General features: G+C 37.7%; 18 protein-coding genes and 1 pseudogene. 7 read left to right on the top strand and 12 right to left on the bottom strand.

The features are described from left to right. Positions 1 to 62: 62 nt before the first annotated feature. Positions 63 to 503 (bottom strand): LexA family protein, encoded by a 441-nt coding sequence (locus ACPT9C_RS07330; protein WP_050949253.1) that lies wholly within the window; start codon positions 501 to 503, stop codon positions 63 to 65. Positions 504 to 788: 285 nt separating this feature from the next. Here ACPT9C_RS07330 and sstT point away from each other — a divergent pair, with 285 nt between their 5' ends. The 3 genes from sstT to ACPT9C_RS07315 all read left to right on the top strand — a co-directional run bounded on the left by sstT (position 789) and on the right by ACPT9C_RS07315 (position 3316). Further along, positions 789 to 2033, top strand: coding sequence for a serine/threonine transporter SstT (gene sstT / locus ACPT9C_RS07325; RefSeq protein ID WP_050949252.1), 1245 nt, complete (start codon positions 789 to 791; stop codon positions 2031 to 2033). 120 nt (positions 2034 to 2153) lie between these two features. Beyond that, positions 2154 to 2762, top strand: a complete 609-nt coding sequence (locus ACPT9C_RS07320; protein ID WP_050949251.1) for an NAD(P)H-dependent oxidoreductase — start codon at positions 2154 to 2156, stop codon at positions 2760 to 2762. Continuing rightward, the gene (locus ACPT9C_RS07315; protein ID WP_050949250.1) at positions 2762 to 3316 is read left to right on the top strand and encodes a TorD/DmsD family molecular chaperone; all 555 of its coding nucleotides are present in this window, start codon (positions 2762 to 2764) and stop codon (positions 3314 to 3316) included. Before ACPT9C_RS07320 ends, ACPT9C_RS07315 begins: the two co-directional genes overlap by 1 nt. Before the next feature lie 43 nt (positions 3317 to 3359). Here ACPT9C_RS07315 and ACPT9C_RS07310 read toward each other — a convergent pair whose 3' ends face one another. Continuing rightward, a complete protein-coding gene (locus ACPT9C_RS07310) occupies positions 3360 to 3914 on the bottom strand; it encodes an NAD(P)H nitroreductase (protein WP_112122523.1) in 555 nt (184 codons plus the stop codon). 98 nt (positions 3915 to 4012) lie between these two features. On the opposite strand from ACPT9C_RS07310, the gene sppA reads away from it, so the two are divergent. Then, entirely contained in the window at positions 4013 to 5860 is a 1848-nt protein-coding gene (sppA, locus tag ACPT9C_RS07305) for a signal peptide peptidase SppA (RefSeq protein WP_118879828.1), read from the top strand. 37 nt (positions 5861 to 5897) lie between these two features. On the opposite strand, the gene licD is transcribed toward sppA, so the two are convergent. The 5 genes and pseudogenes from licD to mnmC form a co-directional block, all read right to left on the bottom strand. Then, on the bottom strand, positions 5898 to 6695 hold the full coding sequence (licD, locus tag ACPT9C_RS07300; RefSeq protein ID WP_050949247.1) for a lipopolysaccharide cholinephosphotransferase LicD: 798 nt from the start codon (positions 6693 to 6695) through the stop codon (positions 5898 to 5900). After that, positions 6695 to 7396 carry an NTP transferase domain-containing protein gene (locus ACPT9C_RS07295; protein ID WP_050949246.1) on the bottom strand — a complete coding sequence of 234 codons (702 nt, stop codon included), beginning with the start codon at positions 7394 to 7396 and terminating at the stop codon, positions 6695 to 6697. Before ACPT9C_RS07295 ends, licD begins: the two co-directional genes overlap by 1 nt. Then, entirely contained in the window at positions 7393 to 8271 is an 879-nt protein-coding gene (locus ACPT9C_RS07290) for a DMT family transporter (protein ID WP_118879827.1), read from the bottom strand. Before ACPT9C_RS07290 ends, ACPT9C_RS07295 begins: the two co-directional genes overlap by 4 nt. Next, a pseudogene (licA, locus tag ACPT9C_RS07285) lies at positions 8271 to 9262 on the bottom strand (phosphorylcholine kinase LicA). The gene ACPT9C_RS07290 and the pseudogene licA overlap by 1 nt, the downstream one beginning before the upstream one ends. Positions 9263 to 9332: 70 nt before the next feature. Next, positions 9333 to 11345 carry a bifunctional tRNA (5-methylaminomethyl-2-thiouridine)(34)-methyltransferase MnmD/FAD-dependent 5-carboxymethylaminomethyl-2-thiouridine(34) oxidoreductase MnmC gene (gene mnmC / locus ACPT9C_RS07280; protein ID WP_050949244.1) on the bottom strand — a complete coding sequence of 671 codons (2013 nt, stop codon included), beginning with the start codon at positions 11343 to 11345 and terminating at the stop codon, positions 9333 to 9335. Between the two features lie 147 nt (positions 11346 to 11492). On the opposite strand from mnmC, the gene fabB reads away from it, so the two are divergent. Next, positions 11493 to 12713, top strand: a complete 1221-nt coding sequence (gene fabB / locus ACPT9C_RS07275) for a beta-ketoacyl-ACP synthase I (protein WP_050847971.1) — start codon at positions 11493 to 11495, stop codon at positions 12711 to 12713. A 62-nt stretch (positions 12714 to 12775) separates the two neighbouring features. Here fabB and ACPT9C_RS07270 read toward each other — a convergent pair whose 3' ends face one another. Then, positions 12776 to 13039: a GrxA family glutaredoxin gene (locus ACPT9C_RS07270; protein WP_005650929.1), complete on the bottom strand. Its 264-nt coding sequence runs from the start codon at positions 13037 to 13039 to the stop codon at positions 12776 to 12778. A 116-nt stretch (positions 13040 to 13155) separates the two neighbouring features. Between ACPT9C_RS07270 and ACPT9C_RS07265 the strand changes: the two genes are divergently transcribed. Next, positions 13156 to 14064, top strand: coding sequence for a RimK family alpha-L-glutamate ligase (locus tag ACPT9C_RS07265; RefSeq protein WP_050949243.1), 909 nt, complete (start codon positions 13156 to 13158; stop codon positions 14062 to 14064). 37 nt (positions 14065 to 14101) lie between these two features. On the opposite strand, the gene gltS is transcribed toward ACPT9C_RS07265, so the two are convergent. From gltS to ACPT9C_RS07245, 4 genes are all read right to left on the bottom strand, one after another. After that, complete coding sequence (gene gltS / locus ACPT9C_RS07260; protein ID WP_015702357.1) at positions 14102 to 15316, bottom strand: sodium/glutamate symporter; 1215 nt, start codon at positions 15314 to 15316, stop codon at positions 14102 to 14104. Between the two features lie 41 nt (positions 15317 to 15357). Further along, a complete protein-coding gene (gene parC / locus ACPT9C_RS07255; protein ID WP_050949242.1) occupies positions 15358 to 17601 on the bottom strand; it encodes a DNA topoisomerase IV subunit A in 2244 nt (747 codons plus the stop codon). A gap of 66 nt (positions 17602 to 17667) precedes the next feature. After that, positions 17668 to 19566, bottom strand: coding sequence for a DNA topoisomerase IV subunit B (gene parE / locus ACPT9C_RS07250; protein WP_050949241.1), 1899 nt, complete (start codon positions 19564 to 19566; stop codon positions 17668 to 17670). A 72-nt stretch (positions 19567 to 19638) separates the two neighbouring features. Continuing rightward, positions 19639 to 20574, bottom strand: coding sequence for a Kdo(2)-lipid IV(A) acyltransferase (locus ACPT9C_RS07245; protein ID WP_050949240.1), 936 nt, complete (start codon positions 20572 to 20574; stop codon positions 19639 to 19641). Between the two features lie 96 nt (positions 20575 to 20670). Here ACPT9C_RS07245 and hldE point away from each other — a divergent pair, with 96 nt between their 5' ends. Continuing rightward, positions 20671 to 22101: a bifunctional D-glycero-beta-D-manno-heptose-7-phosphate kinase/D-glycero-beta-D-manno-heptose 1-phosphate adenylyltransferase HldE gene (gene hldE, locus ACPT9C_RS07240; RefSeq protein WP_061671200.1), complete on the top strand. Its 1431-nt coding sequence runs from the start codon at positions 20671 to 20673 to the stop codon at positions 22099 to 22101. Positions 22102 to 22141 lie beyond the last annotated feature (40 nt).

Raw genomic sequence — 22141 nt, 5'->3', positions numbered from 1 at the left:
ATACTAGATAAAAGTGCGGTGGATTTTTACCGCACTTTTTTATTTGTCTTTAGTTATTCCAACTAGGCTGCCCATTTCATTTTATCGCGACGTTTCATTTGATGGATAGTGTTGGTTACGGTGCCGACAATAGGCAAATTTGACCAATCTTTTACATTTAAATTAGGTGTTGTGGAATCCAATGCCATGAAAAGGTAATTACCGTTATGTGCCATAAATTCATAGACATGAAATTCGTTATTTTCTTCAAGTACCACAAGATCACCTGAATAAAGATCGTCATTTTTTTCGACGACTAACATATCGCCACTTTCAATTCCCCAAGCTAACATATTTGGGTTGGTTATATGAATAAAACAAGTTTGTTTTGGACGTTTGATACAGTAAAGATTTAAGTCTAATTTTTTGTTGAATTTAAGGTTATCTTCTATATCACTGAAAAAAGGCAGTGGATTATAAGAAAAATCCATTTCATATTGTGTAGCCAAAGTTTGGTTGTTCATTCTCTTGTCTCCCGTTAAATAATATGGATAAATAACCTTTTATCTTGTTTTTTTGTACAGTTAAATTTTACTGATGTTTCATACAGGGTGTCAATAGGTTAAATAAAAAATTTTTTTATAAGTATGTTTTTAGAGAATATCTAACAACTTTAGAAAAAAGTTCACTTTTAGAGTGAAAAATAATAAAAAATATTTTCTTTCATTAAAATTTTACGCTATCTTTAATTCCCCATAGGTGGATTGGTAACAATCTGAAGTTAAATTTACTAAAAGAAAGATAAAAATATGAACACATCACGTCTATTTAGTCTGTTATTTCACGGTAGTTTGGTAAAACGAATTGCCGCTGGCTTGGTTCTTGGTATTATTGTTGCATTGATTTCAGCACCATTACAAGAAACCATTGGTTTTAATCTTGCTGAAAAAGTTGGCGTATTAGGTACGATTTTTGTAAAGGCTCTGCGTGCCGTTGCACCAATTTTAATTTTCTTTCTTGTTATGGCTGCCCTTGCAAACCGTAAAATTGGCACGAAAAGTAATATGAAAGAAATCATTGTGCTTTACCTTTTAGGCACATTCTTAGCTGCATTTGTTGCTGTTATTGCTGGTTTCGCATTCCCAACGGAAGTGGTATTGGCTGCGAAAGAAGATTCAAGTTCTGCACCTCAAGCTGTTGGTCAAGTGTTGCTAACATTAATTTTGAATGTGGTAGATAATCCATTAAATGCGATTTTCAAAGCAAACTTTATTGGTGTATTAGCTTGGTCTATTGGTTTAGGTTTGGCTTTACGTCATGCATCTGATGCAACTAAAAATGTGTTATCAGATTTTGCAGAAGGCGTATCGAAAATTGTTCATGTGATTATTTCTTTTGCGCCATTTGGTGTATTCGGTTTAGTGGCTGAAACCTTATCTGATAAAGGTTTAGTTGCATTAGGCGGTTATGTGCAATTACTTGCAGTATTAATCGGTACGATGTTATTTACTGCTTTTGTTGTAAACCCTATTTTGGTTTACTGGAAAATCCGTCGCAATCCTTACCCATTAGTGTGGACTTGTGTACGCGAAAGTGGTGTAACTGCATTCTTCACACGTAGTTCCGCAGCAAATATTCCAGTGAATATTGAATTAGCAAAACGTTTAAACCTTGATGAAGAAACTTATTCTGTTTCTATTCCATTGGGTGCGAACATTAATATGGCGGGTGCGGCGATTACTATTACTATCTTAACTTTAGCTGCAGTTCATACACTTGGCTTAGAAGTTTCTTTCGTTAGTGCACTTTTATTAAGTATTGTTGCAGCACTTTGTGCTTGTGGTGCATCTGGTGTAGCAGGCGGTTCATTATTACTAATCCCATTAGCATGTAGCTTATTTGGTATTTCTGATGATGTAGCAGCACAAATGATCGGTGTTGGTTTCATTATTGGTATTTTACAAGACTCAACTGAAACTGCATTAAACTCATCAACTGACGTATTATTTACTGCGGCAGTATGTATGGAAGAAGAACGTAAAAATGCAGCATAATTATGATGCAAATAAGAGAGCGGGCTATGCCCGCTTTTTTTATATGATTTTATATGCAAAGTGCGGTCTATTTTGATAGACTTTTGCCACGTTTTATTTCCCTACAAATAGGTAAGAAAAATGAATCACTTAATTATTTTTGCTCATCCTAATTCAGAGCATAGTTTTGGGCGAGCAATTGCTAATCGTATTGAGCAAATTAGTCAAGAAAATGGTGTAAATGTATTTTTTCGTGATCTTTATGAAATGAATTTCAATCCAATTTTATCTCATGAAGAATTGCAAAATGCTAACAAAGGTATTATTCCAGAAGATATTCAGCAAGAGCACGATTTTATCCTTCAAGCGGATTTAATTACGTTGGTTTATCCCCTTTGGTGGATGGGATTTCCGTCAATTTTGAAAGGCTATTTAGATCGCGTATTAAGCCATGGCTTTGCCTATAAAACAGAAAACGGCGAATCAGTGGGTTTGCTCAAAAATAAGCAAATGCAGCAATTTATTACTATTGGCAGTAATGTTGATAAATATAAAGAATTTGGTGTGGATAAATCGCTTAATCATTGTTTGATTAATGGATTGTTTAATTACTGTGGCATTGAAAATGTCGAGTTTGAATTATTTGGAGATATTCATTTAATTGATGATAAGGCTCGTGAAGCAATGATTGAACTTGCTGCTCAAAAAACTCAAGAAAAATTGACCGCACTTTTAAAGGAAAAAGCGTAATGTCTGAAAAACAAATTAATAATTTTTCATTAATTAGTCGATTATTCGGTAATCTTTTTTATCGTTCTCCAACAGATAAAGTACTCGCTAACGCATTTGTTTGGTTACAACAAAAAGGTTTGAGTCAAGTTTGGGCATTAAATACTGATAAAGAAAGTGAATTAGCACTGAATAGCCTACAAGCTAAAATTGATCTCAATTTATTGAACCAAGAGTATCAAAAATTATTTGCTGCGAATGGAAAAGTGATAACGGCTATTTCAGCTTATGGCATTGATGTTGAAGAATTTATGAATTTTCGCCTTGTACACAATATGCCAGAGGTGGAAAGTGCGGATCATTTTGCTTTATTATTGCTTACAGCCTCTTGGCTTGAAGATAATTTGGATTCTTTAGTCGCTCAGCAAGAATTCTTTGAAACCTTTTTATTGCCTTGTGCAGCGAAGTTTTTAACTCAAGTAGAAATGCAAGCAACCTTGCCTTTTTATCGTGCATTAGCAATTCTTACACGAGAAATATTGGCAGCGATGGCGGATGAATTGGAAGAAGAGTAATGCAATATTTTGCTTTCCTCTAAGTCTTGAGGAAAGCAATATTTTATAGATAGGTTACAAAATCTTTTGTATCGATAATACGGTATTCACGTTCTGCTTTTTCTATGCTTGTGCCAATCATAACTAAGGCAATCACACGATCTTGTTCACGACATCCGAAAGCTTCTCGTAATGCACTTCCCTCAACCCATTTTCCTGAAATCCACACGTTATCAAATCCTTGTGCTTGAGCAGCCAGTTGTATTCCGTAAGTTGCACAGCCCGCACTTAGCATTTGTTCCCAATCTGGCACTTTAACGATAGTTGGATTGATTTTTGCTACCACACCAATAACCATAGGTGCGCGATGTGCTAGGTTTTCAGCTTTCATCAATTTTTCTTCACCCAAATCAAATTCTACAACGGCAGCTTTAAGTAACGTTTCCAATTTATTTAAGCTCTCGTTTTCCATTACAATAAAATGATAGGGATGTAATTTTCCGTGATCTGGCGAACGCATTGCTGCTTCGAAAATACGCTCAAGCTGTTCTGCATTAGGTGCAGGTGTGGTTAATTTTTTATTTGATTTTCTTGTGGTTAAAAGTGTAAGTGCATCCATTTTATTATTCCCTATGAATAAAAGTGCGGTAGATTATAACATAGTTTTTGGCAAGGCTTTGTGATACGCTAGGGCAAATTTTTTTAAAGGTAATTTGTATGTTTCGAGTATTAAAATTTTGTTGGAAAGCACTTTGTTTCATTCGTGATCTTGTGATGAATGTCGTGTTTTTAGGTTTTGTACTATTGCTAGTGGCGGTAATTAGCTTTTCAAGCGGTGGAAAAAAATCTACAACATTAACAGGGGAAGGCGCATTATTAGTTAATTTAGATGGCTATCTAGCGGACAACCGTGATGAAACACTTCGTTGGCAAGATGCGTTAAGCGAATTGAATGGCGAGCACGTCCCTCGAAAAATTTCGACTTTTGATGTGGTATTTGCCATTCAACAAGCGGAAGATGATCCTAAAATTAAAGGATTAGTGCTCGATCTTAATTATTTTGAAGGGGCGGATTTACCCGCATTAGATTTTATTGGTGGTGCTATCAGTCACTTTAAAGATGCAGGGAAACCAGTGATCGCCTATGCAGATAATTATTCACAAGGACAATATTATTTAGCGAGCTTTGCTGATGAAATTTATTTAAATTCAATTGGAAGCGTGGATATTCACGGTTTATCGCAAGAGAATTTGTATTTTAAAGAGATGCTAGACAAATTAGCCGTTACACCACATATTTTCCGCGTAGGGACTTATAAATCAGCAGTTGAACCATTTTTACGCAACGATATGTCGGCTGAGGCAAAAGCAAATATGCAACGTTGGTTAGGCGAAATGTGGAATAATTATGTTTTATCCGTCAGCGAAAATCGTAATATTAAGAAAGATAACGTTTTGCCGAATGCGAAACAATATTTATCGGATCTTAAAGCGTTAAAAGGCAATAGTACTGCTTATGCCCAACAACGTGGATTAGTAACCGATGTTGTAACTCGTTTGGATTTAGATAAAAAACTCACCGCACTTTTTGGCAAAGGAAGCGATGGAAAAGCGAACCTTATCGAATTTGATGATTATTTGACTCAACTGCCTGATCGCTTAGAACATTACAACGTACCGAATAAAATTGCGGTTGTGAATGTGGAGGGAGCGATTATCGATGGGGAAAGTGATGAAGAAAATGTAGGTGGCGACACCATTGCGCGAATTCTCCGTAAAGCTCAAGATGATAACTCAGTGAAAGCCGTTGTTTTACGAGTTAATTCACCAGGTGGTAGTGCTTTTGCTTCTGAAATTATTCGTCAAGAAACAGAAAACTTACAGAAAATCGGTAAGCCTGTCATCGTATCTATGGGCGCAATGGCAGCGTCTGGCGGTTATTGGATTTCATCCACTGCAGATTATATTATTGCCGATGAAAACACTATTACAGGCTCTATCGGTATTTTCGCGATGTTCCCGACTTTTGAAAATAGCATAAAGAAAATCGGAGTGAGTTCAGATGGTGTTTCAACCACTGAATTAGCTAATACATCAGCGTTTTCTCCATTAGCAAAACCCGTACAAGATATTTATCAAACAGAAATTGAGCATGGTTATGACCGATTTTTAGAAATTGTCAGCAAAGGTCGCCAGCTTTCTAAAACACAAGTAGATAAACTTGCTCAAGGTCAGGTTTGGTTAGGCAGTGATGCATTCCAAAATGGTTTGGTGGATGAGATAGGTTCTTTTAATGAAGCGGTCAATAAAGCAGAGCAATTAGTGAATCAACGCCAAGATACTGCCGTACAAGATTTTAGCGTGGAATGGTTTACAGATGATAACCTTAGTTTAATTAGTGCTTTATTGCGCGATACTAAAAAAGGTACGCAAGAGCAGTTAGTTAAATGGCTTGGTCTGCCAGCTCCAATTCAAAAATTACAAAAAGAATTGAATGTATTAACTAAATTTAATGATCCTAAAGGTCAATATTTGTATTGTTTGAATTGTGGGAAGGTTCAGTAATAATTGAAAAAGGGCAGAATTAAATCTGCCCTTTCGCTTACAAAATATACGCTTCTTGAATATGATGTGGCTTTTGGTTTTCTTCTGGTGGAAGCTTCATATAATCTCCATAATATTGCGTTAAGTGTTCGTGATATCCATTCATTACTTGAAATTGTCGCCCCTCAAATTCTTTATAAACAATGTGATTAAAATATTCTTTCGGCATATAAGATTTTTGCCAACCACCGTAGTCAGATAATACAAGACCAATATAATCGCATTGTTTTATTGGATATTTTATTTGGAATTGTGCTAAATTTTTTTGCATTTTGGAAAATAAAAAGTGGCTTAATTTACCAAGTATCGTTCTTTGCAAAGTATTTTCTTTTGATCTTAACCATCTTTTCTTACAAGAAGAAAATCGAAGTTTAATTCTTCGGTGCTTTTTCATCAGTGGGTAAATGATCTTTGGTTCATTCGGTACACCATCGTAGATAAATATATCCATAAACATCGGGCTTTTTCTTCCCTTAGCATCTGTTATTTGAGTGCGACAATCGAAAATTTTTGCCATTTCACCGGTATATTGAGCAAGTATATCTTCTGCCGTTTCCATATTGTAGTATTCGTGAGTTTCTTGAAACCAAACATCAACAAATTTTTGATATTCATCGCGGTGCATATAAACATCAATATCATCATCCCAAGGGATAAAGCCTTTGTGGCGTATTGCGCCTATTAATGTTCCACCACCAAGAGAATAGTGAATTTGGTGTTTCTCACATAGAGCGTGGAAATAATCTAAGATATCGAGACAAACGAGTTGTTGTTCTCTGAGAGTCAATTTTTTCATTATTTTTCCTTGTTTGGTGTCAATTTTTGTAAAATATGCTGATAATCATCAAGGTTATCCATCTCAAATATATCATCACGGTTAAGTTGCTCTGTATGAACATTTAATTTATCTATATATTCCATCGGAATGGTGTCCCAATAAAGTGCGGGATTTTTTAATTGCACTTCATTTGTATATTCTTTGAGCAAATTTAGAATAATATTGCAATCCCGAGTTGTCCAATAAGATACCCCTGACAAGCTGGGCTGGTTTAATGATCCAATCTCAATACGTATTACTTGCCCATTACTATTTAAAATCGGTAGCCATTCATTGTACGTTTTAGAACGGATGACTGTGAAATATTTACTGTGTGGTGGCTTCGTTAGAAAAATATTACGATTGAGCACAACATCCGCATCAATAACATAACAATCACTAAAGAAGTCTTGTGCCAGAGAAAAGGAATAAATGCTGTTATATTCACGATATTTTTCGTTGTAAATCAAGCTGCAGTCATATTTTTTCTTTAGATACTCGAATTGTTCGTGTAAATACCCTGTAACAATGACAATATTGTCGATATTTGCTTGACGTAGAAAAGCGAGTGTCCGTTCTAAGTTAGGTGTTCCATGAATATCTAATAGGGCTTTATGAGTGGTTTGTGTGATGTCTTTAAAACGACTGCCTAGGCCTGCAGCCAAAATAATTGCATTCATTTTTGTTCCCCTTTGTAATAAAGTGTAACGATCACTCCTGCACTTAATAATAAGGTGAGTAGTAAGGTAATGGGCTTAATTGGCTGTTTATAGAGCAGATAACCAAGTCCAATTGCCCATAGAGAATATGTGATATTTAATGCCATTGCTTTGATTGGTTTTAACAGATAAATCGCTTGGTAATAGCAGACGTAAGATAATGCCCCAAAGATTATTACGCCAGCAATTTGTACATAATTAAAACTAAGTATATCTAGTGAGAAATCTTTCAAGGAAAGAATAAATAGAATCAATAAATAACCAATAGTTGAACCACATAGTCTTAAAAAATACACTTGAAGTCCAGAGAGAGAACGCATTGTATAGGAGGATATCACTATTTCAGATGACCACCCTAATATGCAAATGGCTAAAAAAATGAGACCGCTTGTATTGAAGTTTGCTTTTTGCCCGACTTCAATAGCCAACAATGCAGAAGCAATAACCGCCAATCCAAATCCAAACTGCGCTGTTCTAGAGATTTTTTCTTTTAGAATCCAATAAGACATTAACGCAGCGAAAACAGGAAAGAGAGATGAAAGCGGTGCCGCATAATAGATCGTTAAATAATGAATGCTTAATAAATAGGCAGACATTCCTATTGGCCCACCTAATACGCCAGATAACGCAGGTTGCCAAAAAACGCCTTGAAAATCTACCGCACTTTTTCGCCATAATGTTATGCCGATAACTAATAACGAGCAAAAATCAATTAAAAAAAGCAATGAAATTATTTTCCCTAATGCATCATATTCACTTAATGGCAATTCATTATATAACAATCCAGATAATGCCCAAAATACAGCGGATAGTATGCCAAAGAGATAGCCACGCATTATGGCAATTCCTCTAATAGTTTAAATGCTGCGTCTAAGCGTTTTAACGCATAATCGCCAAAATTCTCGCCGTGTTCTTCTTTTACTTTTGTCCATAAAAACCACAATACATTTTGGCAAAAACGATGGATTTTTAACCGTTTGTGAGCGATTTGAAATTCTGTCTTGTGATATTTATTTGTCTGATTGCAATAGGTTTCTAATAGAAAATCAGCAGCTTCTTTCGATAAATGAGCTTCCTCAATGATCGTCGCTATATCAAATAATGGATCATTTAAGCCTGAATATTCCCAGTCGATAAAAAATAACCGGTTGTTTTGCAATAGCATATTTTCAGGGACTAAATCATTGTGGCACGGACGTAAAATTATCTCTTTATTGATTTCTTCAAATTTCCAAAATACAGCTGAAAGTTTATCCATTCTAGGATCTGCTTGATAAAAAGCGGATTTGTTTTCTAACAATGAAAAATACTGGCGGAACTCATCGAATACGCTAAATACATTGCGAAAAAAAATTCACTGTTGTGTAAACGACATAAATTATTCGCAACTTGAGACAAACAACTTTGTTCGTTTAATTGTATCTGGCTTAACGGCTTACTATTTTCTAAATAACGAGTCAGTTTTACGCCACTTTTGGCATCTAATACGGGAGTTTCTACATTCAAACCAGCACGATATGCCTGTGCATTATTGAATGCCTCATATTCTCGATTTATAAGTGACAAATTTACGGCATTAGGGATCCGTAATACAAACTTAACTCCAGAAATATTAAGTAGAACATTTTGATTGGTCATTCCTCCAATGGGGGAAAAAGGAATGGAATGCTGATGAAGAAAATGAAATACTTCCTCAGGCTTGCAGCAAGTTTTAACAAATCCTACAATTTGATTGATTGATTGATTGATTGATTGATTGATTGATTGATTGATTGATTGATTGATTGATTGATTGATTGATTGATTGCATAGCATTTTTGTATTCATTTTTATATTTAAATTTTGTTTGATTTTAACACGTCAAAGTTATTTTTGTAAGGTTCTGAATCTTATGGATTTATTCAACTTTTGAACCTTTCAACCACTTTCTCGCCCAAGCTCGGTTAGCTGAAAGGTTATGTAATATGGCTTCGCTTATTGGTAATGGCTCGCCATAAATGATTGAAGCTAAGGTTTCGCCTAAGAGTGGAGCGGAGGTAAGCCCGCGAGAACCTAAGGCTGCGATTAAGAAAAGATTCTGAAAATTGGCCGCACTTTGAATAGGTTGTTTACGGCGGCGGAGGTTGAATAGATTGTAATAATCCGCTTGTTGCTGTTCAAAATTCGGGACGTTTCCAACCATTGGGGCAAGATCTCTTACAGAGCAGCGAATGCCCACTCGAGCCAAATTTCCAGAAGTATCCACGTCCTTTGTCCAATTCTGCATGATATTTTGCTGGAGTTTTTGTTGATTTTCTTGTTGTTCTTGTTCGCTAAAATGGCGATCAACATTATCACGAATATGGCTTGCGCCGATGCAATGTGAGGTTTTTAATTGATCGGCTGGAGTGAGATAGCCATCATAACAAAGCACAGATTTCAGTTTGAGTAAGTTTTCTGATGTTGGAATTTGGCTAACTTGCCCGCGGATAGGGTAGAGCGGTAGCTTTTCTGTTTGAATAAAATCAGTAATTTTATATCCGTTCGCAAGAATGACGACTTCATGGCAGTATTTTTGACCTTGCGTATTTTCTAGTTCCCAACCTTTTTCTTGTTGAGAAAGTGCGGTAATTTTTTGTGAGGTTTTAATGATTACACCTTGCTTTTCAAGAAATGAAAAGGCATTTTGAACAAATTGTCTTGGTGCAAGCCAAGCCCCTTGTTCAATCCAACCGCCTTCGCAATTAAGTGGTAATCCCACTTTTTCACTGAGTTGTTCAGCATCCAGCATTTGGAAGATTTCGTTCGGTAAACCAAGTTGAGAAATCTTTGTTAATTTAACCGCACTTTTTTCGTTGTAAGCACATAGTGCTACGCCGCAAAATTCGTGTTCAAACGCTATGTTTTGTGCGATTGCCCAATCAAGTAATTGGCGACCGTAACTGAACGCGTGCAGGTAAAAATCAACGGTGAGCGCATTATCATCGCTAAGTTGTGGATAAAATGCACCTTGTTTATTACCTGAGGCATTGAGTGCGAGCGCGTCATCCTCACAATAAATAGTGACTTTTGCCCCACGCTTTACTAAGGAAATGGCAGCACAAAGAGAAGCAATACCACCGCCGATAATAGCGACATCTTGTTTTTCCATTTTCGCAGGCTGAGCAAGATACCAAGGTGTGGAAAGTACGGTAGATTTTGATTGTGTTTTTAGCCCACTTAAACATTCTCGTTTTTTGCCGAAGCCTTTACGTTTTGTCACATTAAAGCCTGCGGATTCAAGTCCTTTTCTGACCGCACTTGCTGCGGTGAAAGTGGCAAAAGAACCATTGGGTTTTGTGAAACGAAACATCAGATTATAGAGATCATCATTCCACATTCCAGGATTTTTGCTCGGCGCAAAACCATCTAAAAACCAAGCATCAATACGTTCATTCATATAATCGCCAAGTTGTGGCAAGTTTTCTGATACATTACCAAGCCATAAATCTAACGTTGTCTCTCCAAAATGAATACGATGACAACCTAGAATCAATGAAGGCCAATAACGTTGCAAATGAGCGCTTAAATCTTCAAACTGCGGATAGGCAAGGTGCGCTTGCGAAAGTGCGGTGATTTTTAGCGGATATTTTTCAAAGGAAATAAAATTAAGGCGTTTTAAAGGATGATTCTCGTGTTGCTGGCGAAATTCACGGAATAATTGGGTTACCGCGAAGAAATTTAATCCTGTACCAAATCCTGTTTCAGCAATGACAAAATTAGCCTCGTTGTGGCTTATCCAACGTTCCCAAAGTTGATTACCTTGTAGAAAAACATAATCTGTTTCGGCTAATCCATTTTCGTTAGAAAAATAGACATCATTGAATTGATCTGAGACGGGAATATGGTTTCGATTGAAGTGAATCTCAGCATGTTGCACGCTAAAGGTCATTTTTATTTCTTTCTTGCCTAATGAAATTTGCGTATAATAACGCAATTTTCTGAACTGGTCGAACAAATGAATTATTGCTTGAAATATTTTTATTTCGTAGTAATTTTGTGCCGTTATTTTTACATATAAAACAATAAGGAAGAAGCAATGAGAAGAGCTGTAATTACAGGCTTTGGGATTATTTCAAGTATCGGTAACAACAAAGAAGAAGTATTGGCTTCATTAAAAGAAGGGAAATCAGGTATTGAAGTTGTGCCTGAGTTTGTTGAAATGAATATGCGTAGCCATGTTGCCGGAACAATCAAATTAAACCCAAGCGAGCACATTGATCGTAAAGTGTTCCGTTTTATGGGTGATGCAGCGGCTTATGCTTATCTTTCTATGCGTGAAGCGATTGAGGATGCTGGCTTAACAGAAGATCAAGTTTCTAATGATCGTACTGGTTTAGTGATTGGTGCGGGTACGGGTTCTGCACATAACCAGTTAGTGGCTTGTGATGCGGTGCGTGGTCCTAGAGGTGTAAAGGCGATTGGTCCTTACGCAGTAACGAAAACAATGGCATCAAGTGTTTCTGCCTGTTTAGCTACTCCTTATAAAATCCGTGGTGTGAACTATTCAATGAGTTCTGCTTGTGCAACCTCTGCACATTGTATCGGTCATGCGGTTGAGTTAATTCAATTAGGCAAACAAGATGTGGTTTTTGCAGGTGGTGCGGAAGAATTATCTTGGGAATGTGCAACTGAATTTGATGCGATGGGTGCCGTTTCAACTAAATACAATGAAACGCCAGAAAAAGCATCTCGTGCTTATGATGCAAACCGCGATGGTTTCGTTATTGCAGGTGGTGGTGCTGTTGTGGTTGTGGAAGAATTAGAACACGCACTTGCTCGTGGTGCAAAAATCTACGCGGAAATTGTCGGCTATGGCGCAACTTCTGACGGTTACGATATGGTTGCACCGAGTGGCGAAGGTGCAGAGCGTTGTATGAAACAGGCAATGGCAACTGTTGATACCCCAATTGATTATATCAACGTACACGGTACATCTACACCAGTTGGTGACGTGAAAGAATTAGGTGCAATCAAAAATGTATTTGGCGATAAAATCCCAGCGATTTCTTCAACTAAATCAATGACAGGTCACTCTTTAGGGGCGGCGGGTGCACACGAAGCAATCTACACGTTATTAATGTTGGATAATGATTTTATTGCGCCAAGTATTAATATCGAAACCTTAGATGAAGCCGCTGAAGGTTGCAACATCGTTACTGAGACGAAAGAAAATGCAGGATTACAAACTGTCATGTCAAATAGCTTTGGTTTTGGTGGTACAAATGCGACATTAATTTTTAAACGTTATAACGGTTAAAACGATTCTATGAAAAAGCCACTTTCGATTGAAAGTGGCTTTTTTGTAAATTAAAAGAAAAATTAAGCAACGATACCAAATTGTTCTTTCATTAATGCTTCAAAGTCAGTGCAACCACCAATTGGTTTTTCATCAATAAAGATTTGTGGTACGGTTTCTACTGGTTTACCAACTGATTTTGATAAATCTTCTTTAGTAATGCCTTCTGCATGAATATCCACATAACGATAGCCAAAATCAGCAACTTCGCCTTTTAATTTTTCAGCAAGGTTTTTTGCACGCACACAGTAAGGGCAGCCAGGACGACCAAAAATAACAACGAACATAAGATTTCCTTTTTTGAGTTAAACATTCCAGGCAATTCTACCTGATTTTTATCGTCTACATAAAGTGTTTTTATTCGTGTAATATACGGAACATTGTAGATAATAAATTAAATGTTATGAAATTATTAATGCTTTGCCGCGAACCTCGTCTTTATAGTTGCCAACGCTTAAAAGAAGCAGCTAAACGTCAAGGGCATGAGATGGATATTTTAGATCCGAATCGTTGCCTCTTAAAACTCTCACAAAATCCACCGCACTTTCAGATTTTTTATCAAGAAAATTCAGGGTCTAAACCTTATTTATTGCCTGATTATGATGCTGTTTTGCCTCGATTTGGCACAACAAGTACGCAAATGGGATGTTCAGTCTTGCAGAATTTTGAAGGCAAAGGGATTTTTTGTTTAAATTCATCTCAGGCATTTTTAAATGCACGTGATAAGTGGAAAAGTTTGCAACTTTTGCTGAAGACTGGTGTTCCTGTTCCCAATTCACTTTTAAGTGGCTGTGAAGTGCAAGCTCAGGCGACGATACCTCATATCAGTTCGCCGACAATTTTAAAAATGCTAAATGGTTCACAAGGAATTGGGGTAATTTTAGCTGAAAAGCCACAAAGTGCGGTGAGCATTATGGAAGCTTTTAAGCAAACTAATATATCTATGTTGCAGCAAGATTTTATCGAAGAAGCGGGCAATGCGGATATTCGTTGTTTTGTGATTGGTGATCAAGTTGTAGCAACGATGCAACGAATCGGACAAGATGGCGAGTTTCGAGCGAATTGTCATCGTGGTGGAAAAACTGAAAAAATTATACTAAGCGATGACGAGAAACAGATAGCCATTAGAGCAACAAAAGCCATCGGTTTAGATGTGGCTGGTGTGGATTTAATTCGTTCAAAAAATGGATTATTGGTTTTAGAAGTAAATGCAAGCCCAGGCTTAGAAATGATTGAAAAAACAAGTGGGGTTGATATTGCAGCTGAAATAATTGATTATATTGAAATAAATGCCTTTATCAATTTAAGATAAAGGCATTTTTTAAAATATTGTCAATTTCAACCGCACTTTACGCGAGCATATTTACAACGGCAAATGAGACTTTCAATAATGCTGCGTTGATTAAGTCGATAAAGAATGCACCGACCATTGGAACGATTAAAAATGCTTTGTGTGATGGTCCAAAACGGCTGGTAACAGCTTGCATATTAGCGATTGCTGTTGGGGTTGCGCCTAAACCAAAACCACAGTGTCCAGCACTTAATACGACGGCATCGTAATCTTTACCCATTGCTCGATAAGTAATGAAGATTGCAAAGGCAGCCATAAATGCGACTTGAATAGCCAGAACAATTAATACGTCAATTGCTAAACCTGCAAGTTCCCAAAGTCTTAATGACATTAAAGCAATTGCTAAAAAGATGGATAAGCCTACGCTACCTAATACGTCAATAGCGGATTCTGCTACTTGGAAACGGAAAATGTTGGTTAAAATATTGCGGACAATAACACCAGTGAATAAACACCATACGAAAGTTGGTAATTGGAGTGCAGTACCTTTTGTTTGTACATCTAAATATTGACCAATTAATAAACATACTGAAATCATTGCAATTGTTTCAATTAATGAACGTGCAGTAATTTTACGTTTATAAGTTGGGTGTTCAAATGCTTCTTGAATGTCATCAACTTCATCATTTTCAGGATTTTCGCCTTGTTTTTGGCGATTTAATAAGAAACGAGCGACAGGACCACCGATGATACCACCGAATACTAAACCGAAAGTTGCACAGGCAATGGCAATTTCAGTTGCACCTTGTAGATTAAATTGATGTGCAAATGTATCCGCCCAAGCAGCTCCAGTGCCGTGACCACCTGTTAAGGTTACTGAACCTGCAAGTAAACCATAAGCGGGATGGATTCCTAATGCCATTGAACTTGCAATGCCAATAACGTTTTGTCCTAAAATTAATAATGCAGCAATGAATAGAAATACAACGAGTGGCTTTCCGCCTTTAATTAGACGGGAAAAGTTGGCACTTAAACCGATAGAAGTAAAAAACACTAACATCATTGTGGTTTGTAGATTTTTATCGAAGTTAAAGGATGTTCCATCAATTTTGTGCCAAATTAAAAGACCAATGGCAACAATAAAGCCGCCAACAACTGGCTCTGGAATGTTAAATGTTTTTAATACATTAATGCGTTTAACCAAAAAATAGCCCAATAGCAAAACTAAGCTTGCTAATGCAAGGGTTTCATACGTGCTAAAAGTATAGCTCATAAATTGGATCTCCCTAAGTTATGTTTAAGTGATGTGTTGTGTTACGGCTCGACTACCATAATTTCAAGATTGGTATGTAATCCACGTGGTAATGTCGAACCTTTTCTGCCTCGTTCTGCGCGGAACTTTTGCAGATCTTCTGGTTTTAATACAATTTTTCGTTTTCCAGAATAAAATTCAAGACTTGCTTGATCTGAAATAAGCAATAATTTTGTCAATAACTCGCTACGATCTTTTGCATTCGCTGCGGGAATAGTGATAATTTTATTGCCTTTACCTTTTGATAATACCGGTAAATCTTGTGCTGGAAAAATCAACATTCTGCCTGCTGATGTGATCGCGACAACAAATGCGGTAGAATTTATCAGTTTTTTAGGCTTCAACACTTTGGCATTTTCTGGTAAAGAAATCAAGGCTTTTCCAGCCTTGTTACGTGCAATTAAATCTTCAAATTTACAAATAAAACCATATCCCGCATCAGAAGCCATCAATAATTCTTGTTGTTCGCCTGCCATTACAACATATTCAATGGTCGCACCAGTGGGTAAATTGAGTTTACCTGTAAGTGGTTCGCCTTGGGAGCGGGCGGAAGGTAAGGAAAGCGGATCGAGTGCATAACTCCGCCCCGTACTATCAATGAATACAACGGCTTGATTACTTTTGCCACAAGCGTGAGCTAGATAGCTATCGCCAGCTTTGTAGCTTAATGATTTAGGATCGATATCGTGTCCTTTGGCGCAACGTACCCAGCCCATTTCTGATAAGATGACAGTAACTGGTTCTGCTGGCGTCATCTCACTTTCAGAGATCATTTTGGCTTCTTCACGTTCAACCAGTTGAGACATACGTGGACTCGCATATTTTTTCGCATCTTCTTGAATTTCTTTTTTGATAAGCGTATTCAAACGGCGTTCTGATCCTAAAATTGCTTCTAAATTTAACCGCTCTTTTTCAAGTTCATCTTGTTCAGCTTTCAGCTGGTTTTCTTCTAATTTCGCTAAATGACGTAAGCGTAAATTTAAAATGGCATCAGCTTGTTCATCGCTTAAATTAAAGCGTACCATAAGCTCTGCTTTTGGATCGTCTTCGTGGCGTATAATTTCGATAACCTCATCAATATTTAAAAAGGCTATCATCAAACCTTCTAAAATATGTAAGCGAGAGAGTACTTTATCCAAACGGTATTGTAGGCGACGAGTAACTGTTGTGCGACGGAAAGTGAGCCATTCATTTAAGATTTCTAATAAGCCTTTTACCGCTGGTTTATGATCAAGCCCAATCATATTCATATTTACACGATAGCTTTTTTCAAGATCTGTAGTCGCAAATAAATGTGCCATTAAGGCATCAGTATCGACGCGATTTGAGCGAGGAACTAGCACAATACGAATTGGATTTTCGTGATCGGCTTCATCTCGAATATCTTCTAGCATTGGTAGTTTTTTTGCCGTCATTTGATCGGCTATTTGTGCAATAACTTTTGAGGGAGAAGCTTGATGTGGAAGCGCAGAAATAATGATTTCGCCATCTTCTTTTTTCCAAGTCGCACGCATTTTTATTGAGCCACGACCTTGCTCGTAAATTTTACGAATTTCTGCTTTTGGCGAAATAATTTCCGCTTCTGTTGGAAAATCTGGGCCTTGAACAATTTCAAGTACATCATCTAATCCCGCTTTAGGATTATCTAACAACATCACTGCCGCATCAGCGATTTCGTTAATATTGTGTGGTGGAATATCTGTCGCCATACCCACTGCAATACCTGTTGTACCGTTCAATAAAATATGAGGTAAACGAGCAGGTAAATATTGTGGTTCAGCCAAGGTTCCATCAAAGTTTGGCTGATAATCTACCGTTCCTTGTCCTAGTTCACTCAGCAAGATTTCAGCGATTTTAGAGAGGCGTGATTCCGTATAACGCATTGCAGCGAAAGATTTTGGATCATCTGGCGCGCCCCAGTTACCTTGACCATCTACCAGCGGATAACGATAAGAGAATGGTTGTGCCATTAATACCATGGCTTCATAACAAGCACTGTCGCCATGTGGATGGAATTTACCGAGTACATCACCGACGGTTCGGGCAGATTTTTTGTATTTTGCTGTGGCATTTAAGCCAAGTTCAGACATCGCATATACAATACGGCGTTGAACGGGTTTTAAACCATCGCCGATAAAAGGCAGCGCACGATCCATGATGACATACATAGAATAGTTGAGATAAGCCTTTTCAGTGAAAGTACGTAGAGGCATTTGCTCAATGCCTTCATAGTTGATATTTGTCATTTTTGTTTCTGTTAATTGATATATTTTTAATTTATTAAAATTCGGATTTGCTGAGATTAATTTAGTCTAAACAGATAAATCAACCTGATCGCCTTTCGCTTGCAACCAATTTTTACGGTCTTCGGAACGTTTTTTCGCTAATAACATATCCATCAGTTCTAATGTATCTGAGCCTTGATCTTCCCCTAAATCATAAGTTAATTGAACAAGGCGACGAGTGTTAGGATCCATTGTTGTTTCACGTAATTGTGATGGATTCATTTCACCTAAACCTTTAAAACGTTGAACATTTGGTTTGCCTTTTTTATTTTTCAACCGATCTAAAATTGCCTCTTTTTCGTTTTCATCTAATGCGTAGAAGACTTCTTTATTTAAGTCAATACGATAAAGTGGTGGCATTGCGACGTAAACGTGGCCGTCTTGTACCAATTTCGGAAAATGGCGTAAGAACAGGGCGCAGAGTAGGGTGGCAATGTGAAGTCCATCGGAGTCAGCATCGGCGAGAATGCACACTTTACCATAGCGAAGTTGTGATAAATCATTGTTATCAGGATCGATCCCTAGAGCCACAGCGATATCGTGAATTTCTGTTGAACCTAATACTTGATCAGGCGAAACTTCCCATGTGTTTAAGATTTTCCCACGTAACGGCAAAATCGCTTGATATTCGCGATCACGTGCTTGTTTTGCTGAACCGCCCGCAGAGTCGCCCTCCACTAAAAATAATTCTGTTTTTTCTAAATCCTGTGAGCCGCAATCTGCTAATTTTCCTGGTAATGCTGGGCCGCTAACAAGTTTTTTACGTACGACTTTTTTGGCCGCACGTAATCGGCGTTGTGCAGAACTAATGACAATTTCTGCTAATTTTTCAGCATCTTGTACATTTTGGTTTAGCCATAAACTGAACGCATCTTTTAAAACACCGCTGACAAACACCGCACTTTGGCGTGATGATAAGCGTTCTTTAGTTTGCCCTGCGAATTGCGCATCTTGCATTTTAAGGGAAAGAATGTAAGAACAACGCTCCCAAATATCATCAGCGGTAAGTTTTACCCCGCGTGGTAATAAATTTCTAAATTCGCAAAATTCACGAATGGCATCTAACAAGCCTTGTCTTAGACCATTAACATGTGTTCCACCTTGAATAGTCGGAATTAAGTTTACGTAGCTTTCGCCAATCAGTTCGCCACCTTCTGGCAACCAAAGTAATGCCCAGCTAACGGCTTCATTTGTTCCTTTAAATTCGCCAACAAATGGTTTTTCGGGCAGCGTTTCAAAGCCATTTACTGCTTCGATAAGGTAATCGGAAAGCCCGTCTTCATATAACCAAATATCTTGAGTATTGTTTACTTTATCAAGAAATTTGATTTCAAGTCCTGAGCAAAGGACTGCTTTCGCTCTTAATAAATGACGTAGGCGACTAACGGAAAATTTTGCGTTGTCAAAATATTTTGGATTTGGTTTGAAGTGAACGCTTGTTCCCGTTGTGCGTCTGCCACAAGTCCCGATAACTTCCAATTCTTCTACTTTACTGCCGTTTTCAAAGGCAATTTTATACACTTCCCCATTGCGTTTGACTTGAATATCTACGCGTTCAGAAAGCGCATTGACCACAGAAATCCCAACACCGTGTAAACCACCGGCAAATTCATAATTTTTATTGGAGAATTTACCACCCGCATGCAGTTTAGTCAGGATCACCTCTACGCCGGAAACGCCTTCCGTAGGATGAATATCCACAGGCATACCGCGACCATTGTCTGTGACTTCAATGGATTGATCAGGGTGTAAAATTACTTCAATTTTTGTGGCAAAACCCGCAAGGGCTTCATCTACGCTGTTATCAATAACTTCTTGTGCTAAATGATTAGGACGAGTTGTGTCTGTATACATACCAGGGCGAATTTGCACTGGTTCGAGATCTTTAAGAACGGTAATTTCTTGAGCTGAATAATTGGTTGTCATGGTTAGATGAGTCGTTAATTTTTAAATTTGAGAAAATTCTATCAAAAAGTGCGGTGATATTCGACCGCACTTTTAATCGTATAAACTAGGCGTATTTTCATCGGGGCGTGTTTTAAAACGACGATGTAGCCACATATATTGTGATATGCCCTTCATGATTTCCTTTTCAACGATTTGATTCATTCGCGTAGCAATCGCCGTTTCATCCTGTAAATCCATAAAATCAACAGGTGCTGAAATACTCACGGTATAGCCTGAACCATCTTTATTGCGTAATGGCGCAAATGGAATCACTTTGCTGTTTTGTGAGGATTTCAATAAATAATAACTACCAGTGGTTGTGCAAGCATCGGGCACTGCAAAAAATGGTACAAAAACAGCATTTTTTCTGCCGTAATCGTGATCTGGTGCATACCAAATGGTTTCTTCGTGACGGAGGGCTTTGATCATTCCGCGTAAATCTTTACGATTTAGTAAATTTTTATTTGATTTTAAACGTCCTTGAATTTGTAGCCAATCAAATGCTGGATCGTCATTTGGGCGGTAAACTCCAATACCAGGATGATGTAAACCAATGATACGCGCACCAAGTTCTAGTGTTAAGAAATGAACACCGACGAGAATAATTCCATCTTTTTGATTTTCTTTTAGATAATGTAAGCCTTCAACTTTTGACCATTTTTTGATACGTGAATCCGACCAAAACCAAGCCATGCCTGTTTCGATAATTGCCATGCCTACTGAACGAAGATTTTTTTGCAAAATAGCTTCACGTTTATTCTCTGGCATGTTAGGGAAACAAAGTTCAAGATTGCGGCGTGCAATAGCAGCTCGACGTTTACCCACTTTTAAATGTGAAAACAGCCAACCGAGACCATTACCAATATGGCGCAAAATAGGGTAGGGAAGACATAAAATACTTCGCCAAATTACCACGCCTAGCCAAAACAGCCAGTATTTTGGGGCTAAAAAGTGCGGTTGAAATTGAGGGAGTTTTTCGTTTTTCATTGTTCTTTCCACGTAAGTTAGGGGCGTAGTTTATCGTAAATTTGAGTTGTGGTAAAATCGCCGCAATTTTGGTTATTCAAATAGAGAGATTTTAAAATGGCTCAATATTCAGCAGAATTTAAGCAAGCAAAAGTACTTGTATTAGGCGATGTGATGCTTGATCGTTATTGGTTCGGCGCAACCAACCGTATTTCACCAGAAGCACCTGTGCCAGTGGTTCGAGTACAGGAAAATGAAGAGCGCGCGGGTGGTGCAGCAAATGTGGCAATGAATATTGCTTCACTCAATGTACCCGTTCAGTTAATGGGATTGATTGGACAAGATGAAACTGGTTCTGCGCTTTCCCATTTATTAGAAAAACAAAAAATCGATTGTAATTTTGTTGCATTAGAGACCCATCCAACCATTACTAAATTACGTATTTTATCTCGTCATCAACAGTTGCTCCGCCTTGATTTTGAAGAAGATTTCAATAATGTAGATTGCAAGGATTTATTAGCGAAGTTAGAAAGTGCGGTAAAAAATTACGGTGCTTTGATTCTTTCTGATTACGGTAAAGGCACGCTTAAAGATGTTCAGAAAATGATTCAAATTGCACGCAAAGCGGATGTTCCCGTGTTAATCGATCCAAAGGGAACTGATTTTGAACGTTATCGTGGTGCAACATTATTGACACCAAATATGTCTGAGTTTGAAGCCGTTGTGGGCAAATGCAATACAGAAGAAGAGATTATTGAAAAAGGTTTAAAATTAATTTCTGATATTGAATTAACCGCACTTTTGGTGACGCGTTCTGAAAAAGGAATGACATTATTACGCCCAAATCAAGAGCCTTATCATTTGCCAACTGTCGCAAAAGAAGTCTTTGATGTGACGGGAGCCGGTGATACTGTCATTAGTGTATTAGCAACCGCATTAGCAGATGGACGTTCTTTCGAAGAATCTTGTTATTTAGCCAATGTTGCCGCAGGAATTGTGGTGGGTAAATTGGGTACTTCAACGGTTTCGACCGTGGAACTTGAAAATGCGATTCATGCTCGCCCTGACACTGGATTTGGCATTATGAGCGAAGCAGAATTAAAAGATGCAGTCGCACAAGCTAAAGCGCGAGGCGAAAAAATTGTGATGACTAATGGCTGTTTCGATATTTTGCATCCAGGCCATGTTTCTTATTTAGAAAATGCACGTAAATTAGGCGATCGTTTAATTGTCGCAGTAAATAGCGACGATTCTGTTAAACGCTTAAAAGGCGAAAATCGCCCAATTAACAATCTTGAAACTCGTATGGCGGTATTGGCTGGTTTGGCATCTGTGGACTGGTTGGTGCCATTCATCGAAGACACACCACAGCGTTTAATCGGTGACATTCTACCAGATCTTTTAGTCAAAGGCGGAGATTACAAACCCGAAGAGATTGCTGGCTCAAAAGAAGTTTGGGCAAACGGTGGCGATGTTAAAGTGCTAAACTTTGAAAATGGTTGTTCAACAACAAACATGATTGAGAAAATTAAATTATTGAATAATTAGAATTTATATTGACTATTTTAATTTGTGTTAATGATATAAA

It is taken from the genome of Haemophilus sp. HN_Hi16 (assembly GCF_049823435.1).
In the GTDB taxonomy this organism is placed as follows: Bacteria; Pseudomonadota; Gammaproteobacteria; order Enterobacterales; family Pasteurellaceae; genus Haemophilus; species Haemophilus influenzae_D.
This window is presented reverse-complemented; position numbering and strand designations above follow the sequence as displayed.